We start from the raw sequence: 21,564 nt of genomic DNA on the forward strand, positions 1-21,564 counted from the left end.
TACTATTTTTCGTTCTTTAGTTGCTTGGCGCGTTTTCTTAATTGCAGAGTTTGCAAATGTAAGCTGGCACGCACTAGAAGATCCTGATCCTCTTCGCGGATCCGGGTGAAAATAAGGGATATATGGTACGAGTCTGCCACGCGCTGGCAAGCGATAACTTCGCCAAAACAGAAAATCGCCGAGGCTTCTTCTTTAAGAAAGATTTTTAATTCGACTGTTTGCCCCAATTCTACTGGGCTGTAGCAGACCAAGATAATGCCGCCACCGCCAAACTTGTATGACATAAAGACCTGACTGGGATCGTCTTGTTGTTGCAATACCAGTGACATCAACAGGTCTATCTTACGAGATTGGGCATTCAGAAAATCTGCTAATTCAACGGCATGTTCGCCCATATTGCGCAGTGGGCGCAATGCCTTGGCATCAATTGTCGACACTTCGCTGGCGACCTTAAAGGCATAAGGCATATGTTCCCCTAGGTCTTCAATATCGGGTAACTGGAAATCTGCTGCTACACATGCCATGTTGACCCGCACGGGATGTTCAATGGTGAAAAATTCGGTAAATTGCTGTTGTTTTTGTTCCAGGCTTAACCTATCCATATTTTCTCCGCTTGGGCGTATTCACCCTGAGTGACATTGCTCGCTTGTTTGCAACTTGGCCAAGGCGTATTATTCAACAACTGTTTTACTTATACCAATGCTTATAAGCAACTTCGTTGCAATTGTTCGTAAACCACGTGGTAGTCGGTGTTCTAAGACTTGTTACGATTGCATGGATACGAACATTTGAGAGTAACGGACAAGGGTAAACCTAGTGATTATCAAGTTCTACTGCGGATTTGCCTTCAACCCCTGACAAAGAGACGACTTTGAGCATGTTTCACCCTGTTTCCGCCTTTATTGGTTTACGATACGCAAAATCCAGTAAGGGTAACCATTTCATTGCCTTTATCAATGCCTTCTCGGCTATCGGCATCGCCTTGGGGTTGTGTTCATTGATCACTGTGTTGTCTGTGATGAACGGTTTCGAAAGTGAGCTTAAAGATCGAGTATTGGGGATCACTCCCCAGGTGGTGGTTGACACTCGGGACAGCGAAGATCACGTTAAACAATCACTGAATACTTTGCCTGGGGTGATTGGCAGCAGCCAGTACATTGAATCCGAAGGGGTGATCCAGTCACCAAAGGGGCTAGAAGGCATCATGATGCAAGGGGTGGACCCCGGCATTATGCAACAGCATTCAATTATCGCTGACAAAATGTTAGCTGGTGAGTTAGGCGCGCTTCGAACCGGTGAATACGGCGTGGTAATAGGCCGGGCTCTGGCGACCAAACTCGGTTTATCAATGGGGGATCGAACCCGTTTAATCGCCGCTGGGGCAAGTGTTTTTGGGCCTTTTGGACAGATCCCCAGCCAGCGCCTGTTTACTGTAGTGGGGGTGTACGATGTGGGCTCAGAGCTGGATGCCAAGGTGGTGCTGTTAAATATAGATGACAACGCTAAGTTGCTGCGTAGCCGCACCAGTCAAATAGCCCAAACTCGCTTGTTTTTACGTGATGCCTTTGAATATCGGCAAGTGATACAACTCCTGGTTCCATTAAAGTTGGCCAGCGACGACTGGCGTACCCGGCAAGGGCCTCTATTTGACGCTGTGAAAATGGAAAAAAACATGATGGCCTTGATGTTATTACTGATCATCGCGGTGGCGGCATTTAATATAGTCTCAGCGCTGGTTATGGTGGTAACCGAGAAAAAAGGTGATATCGCCATTTTGCTCACCCAGGGAATGGACCGTGCAGGCGTGCTGCGTATCTTTTTGTACAATGGTTTGTATAACGGTTTGAAAGGCACCTTATTTGGTGTAGTAGGTGGGGTGCTGCTCGTTAGCCAGTTAAACAATTTGTTGGTGCTATTTAATGTGCCTTTAATGGCCGCCACGGGGGAAGGCTTACCCGTGGTATTAGAGTGGCAGCAGGTGGCGTGGCTAGTGGTATTTTCTTTGTTGTTATGTTTTGTGGCTAGCTTGTACCCCGCTTATCGCGCCGTTAAAGTCGATCCGGCCAGCGCCTTGAAATATGAGTAAAACCATATAGTTGTAGGGTTTGTTCAGGGGGCATCCGGAGGAGTGAAATACAATATTTTCAACCTTTTCTCGGGTTTTTCGGTATATAATGCCGGATGATTTTGATTGGCTAACCAAGTCTGACCTGGATTAGCGCATTAGTTTTAAAGGGTTTTTGATGGAAAAAACATTTATCACCGCTCAGCAACTGCTGGAAGATTCATTTCGCTTGGCCTCAAAAGTATATGAAGATGGTTTCAGACCGCAGTTCATTATAGGTATCTGGCGTGGTGGTGCCCCCATAGGGATTGCCGTACAGGAATATTTTGATTTTAAAAAGGTCGAGACAGATCATATAGCCGTGCGTACTTCGTCCTATTACGGCATCGACCAACAATCGAAAACCATCAAGGTGCACGGTTTGCACTATCTGATTGAAAATGCCAACGCCGAAGATGATCTTTTGATTGTGGATGACGTTTTTGATTCAGGGCGCAGTGTGGAAGCTTTGATCAAACAAATCAAAAAATTGTCACGGGCCAATATGCCGAAAAACATCCGAATTGCCTGCCCTTATTTCAAACCGCAAAATAATAAAACCGATATAGTGCCGGATTATTATGTGCATGAAAGTGAAGAATGGTTGGTCTTTCCCCATGAAATTTCCGGTTTGACCCCGGACGAAATCATCAATGGCAAAACTGATTTGGCAAATGTTCGCCATATTTTGCTCTAGCAACATAGAGACTGGTTACATACATTAGATACAAGGGAGCGTTATCGCTCCCTTGTTGTTTGTAGCTATAACGTAAAAATGATATGGCTTATATGCAGCCCCTCAACGGCAATGAGGAGTCAATCGATGGCCAAGTAGCAAAAAGGCCTGATATTACTACCCTCGCCAAGCATTGCCACGAATTACGTTTACATCGAGTATCGCCTTCCTAATAATGACTAGGTTAAGGGTGGAAGAAATGTTAAATGCACTGCGGTTATTGCCGAGTCGTCAAACCCAGCTAAATTATCAACCCCAACCACATTGAATGCATTCACCATAAGGAATCACTCCCCATGCTGCAAAGGTACGCTGTTTGGCTATGTTGTATCGCACTAACCGCTATGTTTGTGTTGGCAGGCGCTTCTATATCCTCAGAGTTTTATTGGTTTGGCGGTGTTTTTATGCTGCTTAGCGTTATTGGCATTTACGATTTTTTTCAAAAGAAACACACCTTGTGGCGTAACTATCCGGTGATGGCCCGCTTTCGCTGGCTTATGGAATATATGCGCCCCTATCTGCGCCAATATATAGTAGAAAGCGACCTGGATGGCAGACCCTACAGCCGGGATGAACGGGCGCTGGTGTATGCTCGGGCTAAAGGCGATGAGGATTACCACCCCTTTGGCACCGAGCTTGATGTGTACAGCAGTGAATATGAATGGATAGCGCAAACCATGATGCCTTGCGCTATACCTCAAGGGGATTTACGCATTGACATAGGCGGCCCCCAATGCCGACGGCCCTATTCGGCCTCGGTGTTAAATATCTCTGCCATGAGTTTTGGCTCATTAGGCGCGCGGGCCATCGAAGCGCTTAATTTGGGTGCTAAACAAGGCAATTTCTATCACGATACAGGCGAGGGCGGGATAAGCCTACATCACGAAAAACACGGAGGAGATCTCGTCTGGGAGTTGGGGACGGGCTATTTTGGTTGTCGTACTGAGGAAGGTAAGTTTGATGCTGAACAGTTCAAACAGAAGGCCCGCCTGGAGCAGGTTAAAATGATCGAAATCAAGCTCTCCCAAGGTGCTAAACCTGGTCATGGCGGGGTGTTGCCCGGCAAGAAAGTGACCGACACCATTGCCCGGGTGCGGGGTGTTGAAGTTGGTAAAGATGTAATATCCCCATCGGCGCATTCAACCTTTTCCACGCCGGTGGAATTGCTGCAATGGGCAGCGCAACTACGTGAACTCAGTGACGGCAAACCGGTTGGGGTAAAACTTTGTGTCGGACAGCCCCATGAAGTATTTGCCTTGGTTAAAGCGATGCAAGAAACTGATATTTTGCTCGATTTTATCGTGGTCGATGGTGCGGAGGGAGGAACAGGTGCCGCGCCACAAGAATTTAGTAATCATCTAGGCATGCCGCTGCGGGAGGGATTGATTGTGGTACGAAATGCCCTGGTAGGCGCCGGTTTGAAAAAACACATTCGCCTCGGAGCAAGTGGCAAGGTCCACAGCGCTTTTTCTATCGTATCCAACTGTGCCTTAGGTGCCGATTGGTGCAATGCCGCGCGCGCCTTTATGTTCACCGTAGGTTGTGTGCAATCCATGAAATGCCACACGGGCGAATGTCCCACCGGGGTGGCCACACAAGATGAAGGCCGCCAACGGGGCTTGATCGTGCCAGACAAAGCCGAACGCGCGGAGAAGTTTCATAATCGCACTATTCATACCCTAAAAGAAATTTTATCCGCCAGCGGTTTTACCCATACCAGCGAGCTGCGACCCAGCCATTTTTACCAGCGTTTGAATTCAGTCGAAATAAGTACCATCAGGGATGTTTTTCCATTTTTAAAAGAAAACGAACTTGGCGATAACATGGACAACAAACGCTATCGTCAGTGGTGGCGTATGGCCAATGCCCATAGTTTTAAAGAAAATCGAGACCCTAATGATGATACCTGATCCTATGCTAATGGCGATGCGCTAGCGGGTGTGAGTAAGTCTATGTTTTAGACATTAGGCCAATAGCGCATAATTCGGCAAAGCACCAAAGCTCCCAAGCAAAAAAAGAATAATGGCTCTAGAATATAAGGGTTATTATTTTCCCGCAGCTTAATTTAATTAAAGTAATACACTATGCAACTTGAAGCGCTTCAAACATATTTACTCGACAAACCACAGACCATCCGAAGCTTTCCCTTCGGCAAGGATGTCCAGGTATTCAAAGTCAATCACAAAATGTTTGCTTTAGTTAGCTGGCGCAATGATTTGATGATGATAAACCTTAAATGCGACCCCGATGAAGCCGTCGCTTTACGGGATATTTTCCCGGCTATTACCCAAGGCTATCATATGGATAAGAAGCATTGGATATCGGTATATTTCGATGGCACTGTGCCAGAAGATGAAATAAAAAGGATCATCGATAATTCGTTTCTGCTGGTAGTGAGCAAAATGACCAAGAAAGATCAGCAATCAATATTGGTGCATTTGTGAGCTAAAGATTTGCTGAGTCACTGACCATGCTTTTTGTTAATTTGACTGTCTGCTCGATGTTATCTTTTTTACACCTAACCAAATAAAGTGGACTAAAAAATAAACAATGGCAGATGACAAGGCTATCAGAGTGCCAAATATTGTTGACAAAACCGCACCAAAAGTAAAACTCATGCTAAGAATAAATCCAAGTATAAACTCTTCCCTATAAACCCTGAAAAAGATCGCAAAAAATAGGATCCCGGGAAACATCACCGAAGTCACTTCTGAATAACCGTAAACGAAAAATAATGAAAGCATTGCACCATACAAGAGTGAAATATAAAAACTGATTGAGACCTGCCTGAACAGCAATGGCTTATTCTCTGGAGGCGATTTCAGTATGCGTTTCTGAATACGTGCTAGCGCTAACCATGATAATACTGGAAGTAATACTCCACCCCACCAATTTGAAATAGCTGGTAAATCAGCACGCTGTAACAAATGGTGGTTTGGTACACCTTCGTGCAAGTACTGCCAAATAAGCGTTGCCCAAATTGTTAAGGTGACAAAGCCGACAAAATACCATTTAATTTGCGAAAACTGTTGTTCGTTCATGCATAAATCCTTTTTATTCGTTACTAACCCCTGTGAGTAGAGCAATTTATATTCCAATCAAAGCGATAAGCTATCTATAACGGCTGTAGAAGATCTTGAATAAATTTTGAAGATTAAGTTAGCCAAAAAGTGACGAAATTCGCCATTTGTTAAAGGTTATTACAGGTTTGAGAAAGCCGCGCTAACGTTTATATAATTAATGACATCGTAATTATTCAGCCCATTAAAAAATAAAGGTAAGTATTCAGACCTAAGTGTTCGACAGTATGGCCCCGCCAAGTGGTGCCGGCGAGATGGCCTTTCCGCCCTTATCTGCAGCGCTGGCCAATGCAATAGTCGCGGCTGTGGGAAAGCGCATTCGCCAGCATCCTATGCGAGTCGAAGTAAATTAGCTTAGCGCTTAGTTGAATAACAGCGACCTGACTTTGCTTGTTGCATAAACTGCCCTATGCTTTTTGCATGTTATCATTATAGGCTAAGGCTTGTGCCCAGCCTTAAAATAGACAAGTAAGGGGCAGAAATTGTGGTTAAAAAAATAGGTTTAGTGATCTTGTTGTTGGGCGCTATTCACCCTCAGGCATCTGCCGCTTGTGGCTATCAGCAGTGGGATAGCTACTTGGATACGCTGTTATTGAAACATCCAACTGGTAAGGCGTATGTCTATGTGACCAAACATGTGGGCATTGATGCAGATGGTGCGCCTAATGCTTATCACCCCGACGATGTTGGTTTGCATTGCACCCGTGGCGATGGCTTCAAAGGTCTTGATTGCCCCGCCAATGCGGGTTATCCCAAAACAGATTGGTGGCCCAGTGTGCTGGTGGCGGATCCCGAACATAACAAACAAGCTTATGTGCAACCAGAAGGTGATTATGCGGGCTTTTTTGTCACTCAAACCACACTTTACGATCCTCAAAAAAAGCCCACCGATCCAGGCAGATATGTTAATGCCAACCAAATTCCTTATATAGTGTTCCCCGGTCAGTTTCACAAAATGTCCGGCACCGGATTGATGGGGGATCTTGGTATGGCGATTAATCTGACAAATAACCAACAATCAGCTTTTGTGGTCGCCGATAAAGGCCCGTATAAGGCCGCCTTGGGAGAAATATCGATAGCCCTAGCACAAGCCCTTGGAGGCGATAGCCCAAACCCACGCACCGGGGCCGGCAAGCCAGAGGGAGATATCATGTATATTGTTTTTCCCTATTCGTCGCGTAATGCGCCATGGCCATTGACTACAAGCGAGATAGAACAGCATGCTAAGAGCCTGTTGACCAAGGTGAATGGTGTTGATGCCGCGCTGAGCTGCAAGGAATGAGGTTTAGGAGTAACCTTAGTACATTCGACCCAACTCCGTTTAACATTGATACTTGGACTAGGGCATTTAGCAGCTGCCCAGATATAAAGTTCAGATCCCATGGATAATAAAAGAACCAATTGACTACCAGCCAGTGCATAGATTAGCTTGGCGCCTTGAGTTATTGGTCTCTTTGCTGTTGTTGAAAAAACTGAACATTTCAGGCGAACTGCCCGGAAACGTTATAATTTATGCTAGTTCGAGCGGGACTGTAGTCGATTATGTATGGGAACTGTGAAATGAAGAAAATGTGGTTAAAGACAATTTTGCACTATCCGTGGATAGTGTTGTTGCTTGGGCTAACCCTTATTGGCGCGGCCACCGTGGGCAGCAAAAATCTGTATTTTCGCGGTGACTACAAAGTATTCTTCGAACAAGACGATCCCCAGCGTCTGGCGTTTGAGCAGATGCAGGGTATGTTCAACAAAAATGAAACGGCCAATATCATTATTGCCTCGAAGTCAGGGGATATTTTTAATCTGCGAACCCTGACCCTGATCAAGCAACTGACCGATGACGCCTGGCAGACGCCTATGTCTACCCGAGTTGATTCTGTGACCAATTATCAACATACCCTGGCTGAGGACGACGATTTGATCGTGGAAGACTTGGTCTTAGAAACAGAAGATTTAAATCCACAGACAATCGCCCAAACTAAAGCCGTAGCCCTAAGCGAGCCCAACCTGGTAGGCCGCCTGGTTTCCAGCCAAGGTCATGTGGCGGTAGTGGCGATTACGGTGAATATGCCAGATACAGATAAAACCGCCGCGGTAAAACAAATTGCCGACCACGTTAGGGCGTTAAGCGCCAAGTACCAAGCGCTTTACCCGGATCACGCGTTTTACCACACTGGTATGGTATTTATGAATGACGCCTTTGCCAGCGAAGCGCAAAATGATGCGAAAACCCTGGTGCCGCTGATGTTCCTGGCGATTATACTGGTGCTTTGGCTGTTGTTGCGCTCCTTTAGCGGCACGTTGGCTACGGTGATCGTGATCATAACCGCTATTAGTAGCACTATGGGGTTGGCGGGGTGGCTCGGATTCTTTTTAAGTACCGCGACGGTCAATGTGCCCACCCTGGTGATGACCTTAGCCGTAGCCGATTGTGTGCACGTGATATCTTCGATGTTATATGCTTTGCGAGCCGGCAAAACAAAACAGCAAGCCGTGAAGTACGCCATGGAGCTAAACCTGATGCCCGTGTTTATCACCAGTGTCACCACCGCTATTGGCTTTTTAACCTTAAATTTCTCCAACGTGCCGGTGTTGGCTGATTTAGGTAATTTAACCGCCATAGGGGTGATGTTAGCGTTCGTATTTTCGGTGACTTTATTGCCGGCTTTATTGACTATTTTACCCATGCGCGTGAGCCAAGCGGCAAAACCGACCAGCGGGCGCATGGAGCGTTTTGGTGAGTGGGTGATTACCCATCACCGGCGCATATTGCCCTTCACCGTGATTTTGGCTATCGCCGCAATTGGCGCCTCGTTTTTAAACGAGATCAATGATGTGGCCACCGATTATTTCGATGAGGCCACGGCGTTCAGACAATCGACAAACTTCCAACAAGCCAATGTGAGCGGTATGTCGACCATCGATTTTGCCTTGTTTAGCGAGCAAGAGTCAGGCTTAAATGATCCGCAGATGATTAACGTGGTGGGGGATTTCACCCAATGGCTTAGAGCACAGCAGGAAGTGGATCATGTGTCTAGCATCAGCGACACCTTTAAGCGGCTGAATAAAAACATGCATGGAGACGACCCCGCCTATTACGCCTTGCCAGAGCAGCAAGACTTGGCGGCACAATATTTGCTTCTATACGAAATGTCTTTGCCCTATGGCCTGGATTTAAGCAATCAGATTAACTTCGATAAATCCGCCACTCGGATCACGGTGATTTTACAAAACCTGGGCAGCAAGGAATTTACCGCATTCGAACAGCTGGTTATGCATTGGTTGACCAAGCGCGCACCCCAGATGAAAGTAACCGCCGGTAGCCCGAATTTGATGTTCGCCCATATAGGCGAGAAAAATATGAGCAGCATGTTGCGCGGCACGGTGCTGGCCTTGGTGCTGATCTCGGGGTTGTTGGTCTTTGCCCTGCGCTCCTGGCGGATGGGGGCCATTAGCCTGATCCCCAATTTGTTACCGGCGGCTATAGGTTTTGGGATCTGGGGCGTATATTCCGGTGAAATCAACATGGGCTTGTCGGTGGTATTGAGCATGGCGCTGGGGATCATAGTCGATGATACGGTGCATTTTCTCAGCAAGTATCGCTATGCGCGTCTGACGGGCGATAGCGCCGAGCAAGCCGTGCGCTACGCCTTTGCCAGTGTGGGCCGGGCCCTGTGGATCACTACCTTGGTACTGGCTATTGGCTTTGGTGTGTTGAGTTTGTCGTCTTTTGCCTTAAATGCCGATATGGGATTATTGACCGGTATTATTATCGTGGTTGCCCTGGCTGTAGATTTTCTATTTTTACCGGCATTTCTAATCGTATTTGACAATAAAAACCTAATTGAGGGAAACAAAGATGAAACGGGGAAACAAACACAACCTGCTTAGTATCTGGTTGGTAATAAGTCTGTTGAGCGCAGGCCAAGTGTGGGCCCAAAGCGCTGAAGAAAAAGGCTTGAATATTGCCCAAGAACGCAAAGCCCGAGATACGGGGTGGCAAGATTCCACCTCCCAGATGGATATGATTTTACGCAACGCTCAAGGGCAAGAGTCAGTGCGTAAGATACGTTCTCGCTCGTTAGAAGTTAAAAACGATGGGGACAAAGGCCTGACTATTTTCGACCAGCCACGAGATGTCAAAGGGACTGCGTTTCTGAATTTCTCCCATGCCGTTGAGGCTGACGAACAATGGATGTATTTACCTGCCCTGAAACGCGTTAAACGCATTTCCTCGAGAAATAAATCCGGGCCTTTTATGGGCAGCGAATTTGCGTTTGAGGATATGAGTTCGTTCGAGCTAGAAAAATATCATTTCAAGTATTTGCGTGATGAAACCTATCAAAGCCAAGAGATGTTTGTTGTTGAGCAAGTGCCAGTGGATAAATATTCCGGTTATACCAAACAAATCGTATGGTTAGACAAATCCCGTTATCTGGCCTACAAAGTCGAATTTTATGATCGTAAAGACACTCTGCTAAAGGTATTGACGCTGGATAACTACCATCAATATTTAGATCAATATTGGCGTCCGCTGCGCATGGAAATGCGCAATCAGCAAAATGGTAAAAGTACGGCACTTATCACCCATGAGATTGAGTTTCAGACCGGGCTGGATGAGAGCGACTTTGACAAAAATAGCTTGAAACGGGTGCGTTAACCTTTGGCCATGACAGGAGCGAACGTGAAAATATTGATCTTAGGTTTATTGGCCCTGCCGTTTGCGGCTAACGCCGAACTGGAGTTGACCGGTGTTGCTGGAGTAGAGCAGCGTTATTTCTTACAGGACGCCTTGTACACCCAGCAGCCAAAACGCCAGCTTTCCGCTTATTTTGAGCCACAGTTCTATAACCAATGGAACGACGGTAACGACAGCCTGCTGTTTACCCCTTTTGTGCGCCTGGATCAGCAAGATGACGAGCGAACTCACGCAGACATCCGCGAGCTGGTGTTGCTGCAAGTTGGGGAGGATTGGGAACTGAGAACAGGCATAGCTAAAGTATTTTGGGGCCAAACTGAATCGCTGCACCTGGTAGATGTGATTAATCAGACCGATGAGGTGGAAGCTTTAGATGGTGAAGACAAGTTGGGACAGCCAATGATTAGTTTAGCCCTTATTCGCGATTGGGGCACCGTATCACTTTTTGCCCTGCCATATTTCCGCGAACGCACCTTCGCCGGTATTGACGGGCGTCTGCGCCTGGATATGATCGTTGATGCCGACGCTGCTGTGTATGAATCGAGCGATGAGCAACGTCACCTCGATTGGGCCGCACGCTGGCAACAAAGTGTCGGGAATTGGGAGTTAGGTTTATCCTATTTCGATGGCACATCAAGAGAGCCTGACATACAGCCCTTTGTCGATACTGATGGGCAAATGAAGTTGCGGCCTTTTTATGCCCAGATGCAGCAAACCGGAGTGGATGTTTTAGCGGTGGTCGGTTCCTGGCTGCTTAAATTTGAAGGTATTCATCGAGAAACCAGTTTTGATACGTTTAATGCCCTAGTGGGTGGGTTTGAATATACATCGGTAGGTGCATTCGATTCCGTTTACGACGTCGGCTGGTTGATGGAGTATCAGTATGACGAGCGGGATGAGATGGCCCGTAGTGGCGGGCAAAACGATTTGATGCTGGGCAGCCGTTTGGCCTTTAACGATATTCAAGGCAGTGAAATTTTAGTGGCGTTCATCCAGGATCTTGACTATTCATCGAGCCGCTCGGCTTATATCGAGGCTAGTAGTCGCATTAATGATAATTGGAAATGGCGACTGGATGCGTGGTTTTTCACCAGCGAGCAAACCGATGAGCCAGTTTATATGATGCGCCGTGACGATTTTCTGCAATTTGGCCTAGAATATTATTTTTAGAGTCTTGTTCGTCATTTACCAGTATCCGCTAGCCTAGCCACAAGCAGGATCTAAATGTTAGGTAACTACGCTAAGGCATTGACGATGAAAGTTGGTTTGGGTGGCAGTTGCCACTGGTGTACCGAGGCAGTGTTTCAATCATTGCTTGGGGTAGGGAAAGTGGAACAGGGCTGGATTGCGGCATTAGCGCCTGATGATGGGTTGTCTGAGGCGGTGATAGTGCATTTTGACGAAACCAAAATTGCATTGCGAGCCTTGATTGCGGTGCATCTTCATACTCACAGTTGTACCGCCCAACACAGTATGCGCGAAAAGTATCGCAGTGCGGTCTATGTATGCGGCAATACCCCACAAACTGATACCCAGCAGCAAGAATGTTGGGCTATTTTGGCCGCTCTACAAGCTGAATTTAGTCTACCTTTGGTGACGCGAGTATTAGTTTTCAATCAGTTCAAACCCTCAGCAGAGCGTTACCAAAATTATTATAAAACAGACCCATCGCGACCATTTTGTCAAAATATTATTGCACCAAAGCTACGCAAATTACAGCTTAAATTTGCCACTTTATCTAATCCGACTCACTAGATTGCCGCTATTAAGCTGGCCCAGAGTTGGCTCCCTGGCCAGCCTATAAATGATCTATTTCTGAGGGTTGATCAAATATTTGGCGCCGGTTTTCTTGGCGTTGTATTGCTCTATAAATGAAGGGGTCATGGCTTGTTCGAAGCTGAGTTCTTCGCTGAAGTCCAGGGCGAAGGAAGTATTGATTTCGTCAGCCACACGCTGATGTAACTCGGCAATTTTATCCGTGCTTAATTTGCCAAGAAAACGCATCAGCAGCCAACCGCCTATACCCCAGGTCATGCCATAGGCGCGGTTAAGGATAGTCGGAGAAAAATCCAGTCCACCGTAAATATACACCTGTTTATTGGCTGCCGAGCCATAAGTATTGAAGCCCCTGGCATCTTTACTGCCGACTTTTTCCATTGCCGCTAAAATGTCACTGGCTAACTCGCCACCACCTATAGCATCGAAGGCCAGAGTAGCGCCTGTTTCATCGATTGCCTTGTACAAGTCAGCTTTAAAGGCATCGCTGGAAGAATTACACACATATTTTGCCCCCAATTTTCTCAACATATCTACTTGCTCTTGTTTTCTGACAATATTGACCAAAGGCACGTTTTCTTTGAGGCAAATTTTATTCAACATGGTGCCAAGGCTAGAAGCTGCCGCCGTGTGTACCAAGGCACTGTGTCCTTCCATGCGCATGGTTTCAACCATGCCTAAAGCGGTCAATGGATTGACAAACGAGGAAGCTGCCTGGCGAGGTGTGGTGTTGTCATGATGAACTAAACAAGCCTGAACAGGAACGCAGCAATATTGCGCATAGGAGGCCCCTGATAACACGCCTACGGTTTTGCCCATTAGAGCCTGGGCTTGCTTGCTTTCACCCGCGGCCACCACAACACCAGCACCTTCATTACCAATGGGCAATACCTGATCCAAGCGTGATTTGATACGTGACAACATGCCTTGATGGATAGGGGCTGTCAGTTTTTGCTTGTCGTTACTAAGTTTAGCTTCGGCTAAATTGCCAGGACCAAACATCGGCCACATGTCTGAAGGATTAATCGGAGCCGCTTCAATGCGTACCACTACTTCATGTGCTTTTGGCGATGGCACTGCCACTTCGCTTAAGGTAACTTCGAGTTGGCCTCGTGAAGTAATTTGACTAAATAATTGTTTAGACGATTTCATTTTTTGGCTCTTTTAAGTTGTGCTTCGAACACCCGGTAAATGAAAGTGACTCGAAGGAAGTGGGATCCAGAAAAATTAACATGGGGACGGCGTGTATGCGAGTCAATAGAAATGTTAGATGATCATCATTGTTATATATTAACTGTGGCAAACAGTGGATAAGCAGTTACACAAAATTAGTTACAGTCTCGGGTTAGCTGCTTCCATACCTCGTCGCCGGCACTGTGACCATGTTGATCGTTGACCAATTTAAAATGTCCATATCAATCATAAACAGTACGACATCCGCTTGGCTGGGTCGTTTGCACTTACCAGCACGCCAATCTTGATATACCCGAAGTATGTGTTTTTCAATAACGCTACCTAACCTATATAAAACTTCTGTCTCAGTTAAAACTTCGAAAAATCTTAAGGTTATATTGATCCGGATCATCTCGATACGTTGCAATAATAATAAAATAAACGTTCATTTAAACCAGGTATAGTCGGATGAGCGTCTTGCTGCCTAATGTCACTCCTAGGGGTGATACACCGGCCTAGCTCAACTGATGATTAGGAAGGAATAATACTGTGAAAGCAGCGATTGTTGATAAGTTTAAAGATAAACTCGAAATAAAAAAGGTACCGATTCCCCAAGTAGGCGCCAGAGATGTATTGGTAAAAATACATGCCTGTGGTGTATGCCACACAGATTTACACGCCTGCCATGGTGATTGGCCGGTTAAACCTAAATTACCCTTAATTCCTGGGCATGAAGGCGTGGGCGAAATCGTTAAATTGGGCAGTGAAATTCACCATTTAAAGGTTGGTGATCGCGTCGGCATTCCTTGGTTGTTTTCCGCATGTGGCCAATGTGACTATTGTCTGGACGGTAAAGAAACACTTTGTTTGCAGCAACAAAATACCGGTTATTCAGTCGATGGGTCGTATGCAGAATATTGCCTGGCAAACGGCGAATATGTGGTGAAAATCCCTGATGAAGTGAGCTATGTTGAGGCCGCACCTCTGTTTTGTGCCGGTGTAACCACCTATAAAGCGCTTAAAGTAGCCGACGTTAAACCGGGACAATGGGTAGCTATTGTTGGGGTCGGTGGGTTAGGGCATTTAGCCATTCAATATGCGGTAGCTATGGGAATGAAAGTGATTGCTGTTGATACGGGGGCAGATAAAATGGCACTTGCAAGAGAGTTAGGTGCACTTCATTGCATCGACTTTAAACAGGCCAAACCGTCTGAAAAAATCCAAACGTTAGTAGGTGGTGTGCACGGTGTGGTCTGCACTGCGGTATCTAAGGCCGGTTTTGAAGAATCTTACCGGGCACTGCGTCGCGGTGGTACTTTGGTGCTAGTGGGTCTACCACCGGAAAACATGCCTATCCCTATTTTTGACACGGTACTAAACGGGGTGAAAATAGTCGGCTCCATTGTTGGCACACGAAGAGACCTCAAAGAATGCCTTCAATTTGCAGCAGACGGTAAGGTGAAAGCGAAAATTGAGGTAAAACCATTAGAGCAAATCAATGAAATATTCGCTGATATGCTAAAGGGTGACATCAACGGGCGTATCGTTGTGGAAATAGTTGGCAAAGATTAATTTCACAAAGTGAAAACCTAGTAAGAGCTCAATACGACCTATCTAAGAGATGCGCTGTTAATGACAGCCTAATCATTCATCTACTGGGTTAGGCTGTTACGTTAAATTGGCGCACTTTTTAGTTCGCCGGTGTTTTGTAAACAATAGGGCGAAGAGGGATCCTGATTGCCCTCTTCGCCATGGGTATAGTGTTATTGCTTGGTTAAATGCTCGGCATGAAAACGCAGATGATCTTCTATAAAAGTGGCGATAAAGAAGTAGCTGTGATCGTATCCGTCGTGATAACGAAAGGTTGCTGGATAATTGATGTCCTTGGCGACGTCTTCCAGAGGAGACGTTAATTTTTGCTCGCGGTAAAAATCGTCTGCCAGGCCTTGGTCAACTAACATCGGCAGATGTAAAAATCGACCCTGTTGGCGCATCAAGGCGCAGCTGTCATACGGTTGCCAGTCACTTTTGTCATTCCCTAAATATTGGCTAAAGGCTTTTTCACCCCAGGGACAATCCATAGGATTAACGATAGGCGCAAAGGCGGAGACAGAACAGAAACGTTTAATGTTTGACAGAGCAATCATCAACGCGCCATGACCACCCATGGAGTGCCCGGCAATGCCAGCTTTAGGCAAAACGTTAAAGTGGCTGCTAATTAAGCCCGGCAGTTCGTCCACTATGTAATCATACATCTGGTAGTGAGATTTCCAGGGCGCCTGGGTGGCGTTAACATAAAAACTGGCCCCCAGGCCGAGATCGTAGGCGCTATCTTGTGCATCGGCTACCACATCCCCTCTGGGGCTGGTATCCGGCATCACCAGCATAATTCCCAATTCGGCGGCGATGCGCTGGGCGCCAGCCTTGGTGACGAAATTTTCATCGGTACACGTTAGGCCGCTTAACCAATACACAACCGGTAGAGGTTCACCTTGGGTGGCCGCCCCAGGCAAATACACACTGAAATGCATATTACAATCCAGCACACTTGAGTGATGACTAAAGCGTTTTTGCCACCCGTTAAAGCAGCGGTTGGCGGCGGTTTCGGTTATCTCATTTACCCCAGACATTAGTAATGCACCACCGAACGAATGGATTTTCCCTCATGCATTAAATCAAATGCCTTGTTGATATCTTCAAGTGGCATGGTGTGGGTAATAAAGGTATCCAGTTCAAATTCGCCATCCATGTAGCGCTGCACATAATCGGGCAGTTGGCTGCGACCTTTTACACCGCCAAAAGCGGTGCCGCGCCACACCCGGCCGGTAACCAGTTGAAAAGGACGGGTGGATATTTCCTGGCCTGCACCGGCCACACCTATAATGACCGATTCCCCCCAACCTTTATGGCAGCATTCCAGCGCCGAACGCATCACGTTAACGTTGCCTATGCACTCAAATGAATAATCAACACCGCCGTCTGTCATATCGACTATGACCTCCTGAATAGGTTTGTCATAGTCTTTGGGATTCACCACGTCCGTGGCCCCTAGCTGCTTGGCTATTTCGAACTTATCTTCATTGACATCTATGGCGATGATACGCCCGGCTTTAGCCATTTTTGCGCCAATTAATACCGACAGACCAATACCCCCTAAACCGAATACGGCGACTGTATCGCCTTCTTTTACTTTAGCCGCATTGGTTACCGCACCCATGCCTGTAGTAACACCACAACCGAGTAAACAGACTTTTTCCAGGGGGGCTTCTTTAGGAATTTTAGCCAGGGCAATTTCTGGCACAACAGTGTGTTCGGCGAACGTTGAGGTTCCCATATAATGATAAATAGGTTTACCATTTTTGGAAAAACGCGTGGTGCCATCGGGCATGACGCCTTTGCCTTGAGTGGCACGAATAGCCTGACATAGGTTAGTTTTCCCTGATTTACAGTAGGCACATTCACCACACTCTGGGGTGTAAAGCGGGATCACATGATCCCCCACTTCAACTAAGGTCACACCTTCTCCAATAGCTTCTACTATGCCCGCACCTTCGTGGCCTAAAATAGCCGGAAATATCCCCTCAGGATCATCTCCCGATAGGGTGTAAGCGTCAGTGTGACAAACACCGGTGGCGATGATTTTAATCAGTACTTCACCTTTTTGTGGCGGCATCAGATCCACTTCTTCGATTGACAGTGGTTCGCCGGCAGCCCAGGCGACAGCAGCGCGGGTTTTAATACTTTGCATAATAGTTAGTCCTTATTAATTATTTGAGTGGGCGCGGTTAGTCTCGCACACACCCATAAGACGAATGCGTTGATATTCCCAAACAACTTGTTCAACTTTATATCCATGGGGGCAGAGTTGGTTTTTTTCCAAGGTTTTTTGCAGATTTCTTGCTGCTTTGTCTTCCAACTCCAATTTACTTTGGTTATTTGGTTGCTGATTAAAACGACCTCCGCGGTCTTCAGAAAAGCGCCCTTGGCGAGGACCGTTGCCACCGTCATTATCACGGCTTTGGCTGCCGCGTAATGGCTGTTGAGGTCTATCATTTAGCCATTTCAGACCAAAGGCAAACTCCACTTCACCTTGGGCATTTAATTGGCTGGTAAAATGCTCGGTGGTTTCTATGGGCTTTGGCTCATTGTTGGCACAGGCTGACAGTAACAGGATGGAAAATGCCAGCGCTGGGTAAATCACAAAAAGGTATGGCTGGGTCACGATGGGTGTCCTGTTGGGTTTAATATTAGTGGCTAGTCTACACATAGCATTACATACAACGCAATTCCGGCTCGAGGAACCAGGCCCGTTGACGAGGTTGAAATTGGGTCTTTCATTTAAAATCCGTACCAATTTGCAGCATTTTGATACACCAAACGCTGGCGTAATTTTACATCCACACCCAGCTCCTGGGTATATAGCTGCCAAAGTTGTTGGTATGAGCGGGTAAAAGTACACAGGGGGAAATTGCTAGCCAACATGACGCGTTTGGCGCCGAAACTGGATAAACACTGGTGTAATACCGGTTGAATGTTGCTCACAGAATATTTCCTGTTTGGCATCTCCCAGCCAGATAATTTTATCGCCACGTTAGGAAATTGAGCTAGCCGGTTCAGATTTTTGCACCAGTGTTGCCAAACCACCTGTTCTCCGGTGTTTGGCGGCCAGCCTGCGTGTTCAATAATGACAACTAATTCAGGTAAGTGTTCGAGTATGGCCGCCAGAGCCGTTACGCCTTGAGTGTCAGTTAACGACAACTGGGCATCAAAACTCAGGTTTTGGGTAGCCAAGGTGTGCAGATGGGTTTTCGTCATGGTACGGGCGAGAATTGCTGAGGCTTGTTCATCCAGAATATGTCGCACACCGACTAACGAATTATGGCAAAGCAGCTTGTTGAGCTGACCTTCACACTGCCTGCTCGTCAAGTCGAGGTTGGCCACGCTTCTAAAAGTTAAGGTGCAGTGTTGTTCAAGCCATTTAAGTTCACGCCAGGGGTGCTGGTTGTCAAATCCCGCTTCTATGTGCACAAAACCCTCTAGCTTCAATGGGGTCTTAAGGGCCAAATCTTGTTCGGTATAATTTCGGTTTATTAGTGATTTGTCGGGCCAAAACGGTGGTTCTTGGGATTGTAGCCAGCTATATTGGCCATGCGCAAGGTTAAATAAGTGCAGGTGAGAGTCGATGATTTCGACACCGGTTGCACTCACTGAGTCGTATAACCGCCGTCAATAACCTGCAAACTGCCGGTTATAAATTTGGCTTTGTCGCTGGCTAAAAAATAACAAAGGTCGGCGACTTCCTGGGGCTGGCCTAGTCGGCCTAGGGGTTGTAGGGCGGCTTCTTCACGGTGGATTTCGGCTACATCACGGCCGGATTGCGCCACGTACTTGGCAATGGCCTGATGATACAAAGGGGTCTCAATGGTTCCCGGGCATACGGCATTGGCGCGAATATTATGTTTGGCGTAATCCAGGGCAGTGGTTTTAGCCATGGATGCCAGGGCCGATTTGGTCAGGCAGTAGGCAAATGAACTGGGTTTAGCGATAAGCGCCTGATCCGAGGCCATCAAGATGATGGCACCAGCTTGGCGTTTTACCATAGCGGGCAATACACCGCGAATAGCAGCGTAAGCACCTTTGACATTAATGGCAAATATGCGGTCTAACTCGTCTTCTGAGGTTTGCTCTATGCTCGCCGAATAATGCACTCCGGCATTAGACACTAATACATCGACCTGGCCCACTTCATTCACGATGCTGTGTATAACACTTATAAGCTGATTAACGTTGGCTACATCACATTCATGCCAGGTAATATCCGCTTCCTTAGCGAGCGGGGCAGTGATATCCAAGTTAAATACCCGGTAACCGGCTTGAGAAAATGTTTGGCACACGGCTAAGCCTATTCCTAAACTCCCACCGGTTACTATGCAAACGCTCTGGCTATTCATCAGCAAACTCTTTGCCCATCTGTAAGGTTCGAGTGGCTAGCTGCACTTCTTTTAAAAATGAGATCAACGCAACTATGAGTAAAAACAGCGCGATGATAAACAATCCCACGACCACCTGACTTAAGTTGATTAATAAAAATTCGCCTAAAAACAGGCACACCACCACCGCACAAACAAACAGGGCCGATGCAGTGCACATGCCGATCGAGTGGTTAATGATTTTTATTCTGCGCCATAAATACTTCAGTTCGATCTGGGACACTTGCAAGTTTTCAGGATTTTTAATGATCGCCACGCGCCTTTCCATAACACGCGCCCGATCGACAATGCGCCCCAAACGACCAGACATAACATTTAGAAAGCCGGCAATACCGGTGAGCATAAATACCGGCGCCACCACTATCTGGATAACTTGGGCGAGATCAGAAACGGAGTTTTGCATAGGTTTTTAGGCACTCATATCAGATAGGTCAACGCGACTGGCCCACAAGTCATATTCATCGGCGTGTTCAATCTTGACTGTCACCAGATCGCCGGAATTTAGCGTTACATCACCATTGAGATATACCAGGCCGTCAATTTCCGGCGCATCGGCGTAGCAGCGGCCAATGGCTCCCTCGTCGTCAACTTCGTCTATCAATACCTGTATGGTTTGGCCAATGCGGCGTTGTAATTTGGCGCTACTGATCTGTTGCTGTTTTAACATAAAACGTTCATAACGTTGTTGTTTTAATTCGTCGCTGACCGGATCGGGCAGGGTATTGGCTTTGGCACCGTCTACATCAGAATATTTGAAACAGCCAACTCGGTCTAGCTGGGCTTCGTCGAGGAAATCCAGCAACATTTGGAAGTCTTCTTCAGTTTCACCTGGAAAACCGACAATAAAAGTCGAACGAATGACCAAATCTGGGCATAGCTCACGCCATTTTTTGATCCGCTCCATGGTGCGTTCAGCCGCAGCCGGGCGTTTCATCAATTTCAGAATGCGCGGGCTGGCGTGTTGAAATGGGATGTCCAGATAAGGTAATACTTTTCCGGCGGCCATCAACGGCATCACTTTATCAACTGAAGGGTAGGGATAAACATAATGTAAGCGTACCCACATGCCCATTTCTCCGAGCTTTTCACACAGTTCGGTCATGCCTGTTTTAACCGGCATGCCATTCCAGAAGCCCATTTTATTTTTAACATCCACCCCGTAAGCGCTGGTATCTTGAGATATCACCAACAACTCTTTTACGCCGGCGTTTTTCAAACGCTGTGCTTCATCCAAAATTTCACCTATGGGACGGCTGACTAACTCACCGCGCATAGAGGGAATAATACAGAAGGTACATTTGTGATTACAGCCTTCGGAAATCTTTAAATAGGCATAATGCCTTGGGGTTAGCTTAATCCCGATATCCGGCACTAGGTTGAGGTAGGGGTTATGTTCAGGCTGGGGTAAATGTTCATGTACCTGTTTCACCACGTCTTCATACGCGTGAGGCCCGGTGATCGCCAGCACATTAGGATGCACTTCACGAATTTCATCTTCCTTTATGCCCAAACAACCTGTAACGATGACCTTGCCGTTTTCTGCCAACGCTTCACCTATGGTATCTAATGACTCTTGCACCGCTGAATCGATAAAGCCGCAGGTATTAACAATAACCAAATCTGAGTCGTGGTAGGTGTTGACCACATCGTAACCCTCAGTGCGCAACTGCGTTAAAATCCGTTCTGAATCCACCAGGTTCTTCGGGCAGCCTAGACTTACGAAGCCTACCTTTGCAGCGCGATTTGAGTCTTGGTTTGTATTAGCTGAGTTATCAACAGCTTGATGCTGCGCTCCAATCATTTTAGATGGAATGTCTAACGTGGTAGTTTGGCTTTCGGCTGAATTACTGCTTTTTTTAGGTGCTTGTGGGTCGAATTGTTCTACGGTCATGTGTTGTCTCAACTTACTCAATACAATGTTACTGATGCTTTTACTAATAAAGAGCAGCGCGATAAATGGTGATTTAACTGCCTTTATCGCAAATTCAATGTCTTTGCTAAGGTAGTTG

General features: G+C 46.7%; 22 protein-coding genes. 11 read left to right on the top strand and 11 right to left on the bottom strand.

Annotated elements, in window-relative coordinates; all coding sequences use genetic code 11:
• Window positions 1-2 precede the first annotated feature (2 nt).
• Entirely contained in the window at window positions 3-602 is a 600-nt protein-coding gene (locus AC3RV5_RS09380) for a PilZ domain-containing protein (protein ID WP_489731657.1), read from the bottom strand.
• Between the two features lie 275 nt (window positions 603-877).
• Here AC3RV5_RS09380 and AC3RV5_RS09385 point away from each other — a divergent pair, with 275 nt between their 5' ends.
• The 4 genes from AC3RV5_RS09385 (at window position 878) to AC3RV5_RS09400 (ending at window position 5,284) form a co-directional block, all read left to right on the top strand.
• Window positions 878-2,086: a lipoprotein-releasing ABC transporter permease subunit gene (locus tag AC3RV5_RS09385; RefSeq protein WP_489732129.1), complete on the top strand. Its 1,209-nt coding sequence runs from the start codon at window positions 878-880 to the stop codon at window positions 2,084-2,086.
• Window positions 2,087-2,243: 157 nt separating this feature from the next.
• Entirely contained in the window at window positions 2,244-2,801 is a 558-nt protein-coding gene (locus AC3RV5_RS09390; RefSeq protein ID WP_489731658.1) for a phosphoribosyltransferase, read from the top strand.
• A gap of 335 nt (window positions 2,802-3,136) precedes the next feature.
• The gene (locus tag AC3RV5_RS09395) at window positions 3,137-4,750 is read left to right on the top strand and encodes an FMN-binding glutamate synthase family protein (RefSeq protein WP_489731659.1); all 1,614 of its coding nucleotides are present in this window, start codon (window positions 3,137-3,139) and stop codon (window positions 4,748-4,750) included.
• 174 nt (window positions 4,751-4,924) lie between these two features.
• Window positions 4,925-5,284 (top strand): MmcQ/YjbR family DNA-binding protein, encoded by a 360-nt coding sequence (locus AC3RV5_RS09400; RefSeq protein ID WP_489731660.1) that lies wholly within the window; start codon window positions 4,925-4,927, stop codon window positions 5,282-5,284.
• A gap of 36 nt (window positions 5,285-5,320) precedes the next feature.
• On the opposite strand, the gene AC3RV5_RS09405 is transcribed toward AC3RV5_RS09400, so the two are convergent.
• A complete protein-coding gene (locus AC3RV5_RS09405) occupies window positions 5,321-5,881 on the bottom strand; it encodes a hypothetical protein (RefSeq protein WP_489731661.1) in 561 nt (186 codons plus the stop codon).
• Window positions 5,882-6,147: 266 nt separating this feature from the next.
• Between AC3RV5_RS09405 and AC3RV5_RS09410 the strand changes: the two genes are divergently transcribed.
• The 6 genes from AC3RV5_RS09410 (at window position 6,148) to AC3RV5_RS09435 (ending at window position 12,371) form a co-directional block, all read left to right on the top strand.
• A complete protein-coding gene (locus tag AC3RV5_RS09410; RefSeq protein WP_489731662.1) occupies window positions 6,148-6,273 on the top strand; it encodes a hypothetical protein in 126 nt (41 codons plus the stop codon).
• Window positions 6,274-6,404: 131 nt separating this feature from the next.
• Window positions 6,405-7,202, top strand: a complete 798-nt coding sequence (locus tag AC3RV5_RS09415; protein ID WP_489731663.1) for a glycoside hydrolase family 75 protein — start codon at window positions 6,405-6,407, stop codon at window positions 7,200-7,202.
• A 278-nt stretch (window positions 7,203-7,480) separates the two neighbouring features.
• Window positions 7,481-9,808: an efflux RND transporter permease subunit gene (locus AC3RV5_RS09420; protein WP_489731664.1), complete on the top strand. Its 2,328-nt coding sequence runs from the start codon at window positions 7,481-7,483 to the stop codon at window positions 9,806-9,808.
• Window positions 9,777-10,577 carry an outer membrane lipoprotein-sorting protein gene (locus AC3RV5_RS09425; RefSeq protein WP_489731665.1) on the top strand — a complete coding sequence of 267 codons (801 nt, stop codon included), beginning with the start codon at window positions 9,777-9,779 and terminating at the stop codon, window positions 10,575-10,577. The genes AC3RV5_RS09420 and AC3RV5_RS09425 overlap by 32 nt, the downstream gene beginning before the upstream one ends.
• Window positions 10,578-10,601: 24 nt before the next feature.
• Window positions 10,602-11,786, top strand: a complete 1,185-nt coding sequence (locus tag AC3RV5_RS09430) for a hypothetical protein (protein WP_489731666.1) — start codon at window positions 10,602-10,604, stop codon at window positions 11,784-11,786.
• Window positions 11,787-11,840: 54 nt separating this feature from the next.
• Window positions 11,841-12,371, top strand: a complete 531-nt coding sequence (locus AC3RV5_RS09435; RefSeq protein ID WP_489731667.1) for a peptide-methionine (S)-S-oxide reductase — start codon at window positions 11,841-11,843, stop codon at window positions 12,369-12,371.
• Window positions 12,372-12,425: 54 nt separating this feature from the next.
• Here the strand turns inward: AC3RV5_RS09435 and AC3RV5_RS09440 are convergent, their stop codons facing one another.
• Both AC3RV5_RS09440 and AC3RV5_RS09445 read right to left on the bottom strand, forming a co-directional pair.
• Window positions 12,426-13,544, bottom strand: coding sequence for a zinc-binding dehydrogenase (locus AC3RV5_RS09440; RefSeq protein WP_489731668.1), 1,119 nt, complete (start codon window positions 13,542-13,544; stop codon window positions 12,426-12,428).
• A gap of 176 nt (window positions 13,545-13,720) precedes the next feature.
• On the bottom strand, window positions 13,721-13,792 hold the full coding sequence (locus AC3RV5_RS09445; RefSeq protein ID WP_489732130.1) for a hypothetical protein: 72 nt from the start codon (window positions 13,790-13,792) through the stop codon (window positions 13,721-13,723).
• A gap of 322 nt (window positions 13,793-14,114) precedes the next feature.
• On the opposite strand from AC3RV5_RS09445, the gene adhP reads away from it, so the two are divergent.
• Entirely contained in the window at window positions 14,115-15,137 is a 1,023-nt protein-coding gene (gene adhP / locus AC3RV5_RS09450; protein ID WP_489731669.1) for an alcohol dehydrogenase AdhP, read from the top strand.
• Between the two features lie 191 nt (window positions 15,138-15,328).
• Here the strand turns inward: adhP and fghA are convergent, their stop codons facing one another.
• The 7 genes from fghA to rimO form a co-directional block, all read right to left on the bottom strand.
• A complete protein-coding gene (gene fghA, locus AC3RV5_RS09455) occupies window positions 15,329-16,195 on the bottom strand; it encodes an S-formylglutathione hydrolase (protein ID WP_489731670.1) in 867 nt (288 codons plus the stop codon).
• Window positions 16,195-17,313, bottom strand: coding sequence for an S-(hydroxymethyl)glutathione dehydrogenase/class III alcohol dehydrogenase (locus AC3RV5_RS09460; protein WP_489731671.1), 1,119 nt, complete (start codon window positions 17,311-17,313; stop codon window positions 16,195-16,197). The genes fghA and AC3RV5_RS09460 overlap by 1 nt, the downstream gene beginning before the upstream one ends.
• Window positions 17,314-17,328: 15 nt before the next feature.
• Complete coding sequence (locus AC3RV5_RS09465) at window positions 17,329-17,787, bottom strand: hypothetical protein (protein WP_489731672.1); 459 nt, start codon at window positions 17,785-17,787, stop codon at window positions 17,329-17,331.
• A gap of 116 nt (window positions 17,788-17,903) precedes the next feature.
• The gene (locus tag AC3RV5_RS09470) at window positions 17,904-18,773 is read right to left on the bottom strand and encodes an amidohydrolase family protein (RefSeq protein ID WP_489731673.1); all 870 of its coding nucleotides are present in this window, start codon (window positions 18,771-18,773) and stop codon (window positions 17,904-17,906) included.
• Window positions 18,770-19,516 carry an SDR family NAD(P)-dependent oxidoreductase gene (locus AC3RV5_RS09475; protein ID WP_489731674.1) on the bottom strand — a complete coding sequence of 249 codons (747 nt, stop codon included), beginning with the start codon at window positions 19,514-19,516 and terminating at the stop codon, window positions 18,770-18,772. Before AC3RV5_RS09475 ends, AC3RV5_RS09470 begins: the two co-directional genes overlap by 4 nt.
• Window positions 19,509-19,958 (bottom strand): DUF2721 domain-containing protein, encoded by a 450-nt coding sequence (locus tag AC3RV5_RS09480; protein WP_489731675.1) that lies wholly within the window; start codon window positions 19,956-19,958, stop codon window positions 19,509-19,511. Before AC3RV5_RS09480 ends, AC3RV5_RS09475 begins: the two co-directional genes overlap by 8 nt.
• A 6-nt stretch (window positions 19,959-19,964) precedes the next feature.
• The gene (gene rimO / locus AC3RV5_RS09485) at window positions 19,965-21,446 is read right to left on the bottom strand and encodes a 30S ribosomal protein S12 methylthiotransferase RimO (protein ID WP_489731676.1); all 1,482 of its coding nucleotides are present in this window, start codon (window positions 21,444-21,446) and stop codon (window positions 19,965-19,967) included.
• Between the last annotated feature and the right edge of the window lie 118 nt (window positions 21,447-21,564).

Source organism: Paraglaciecola sp. IT1134 (assembly GCF_058068185.1).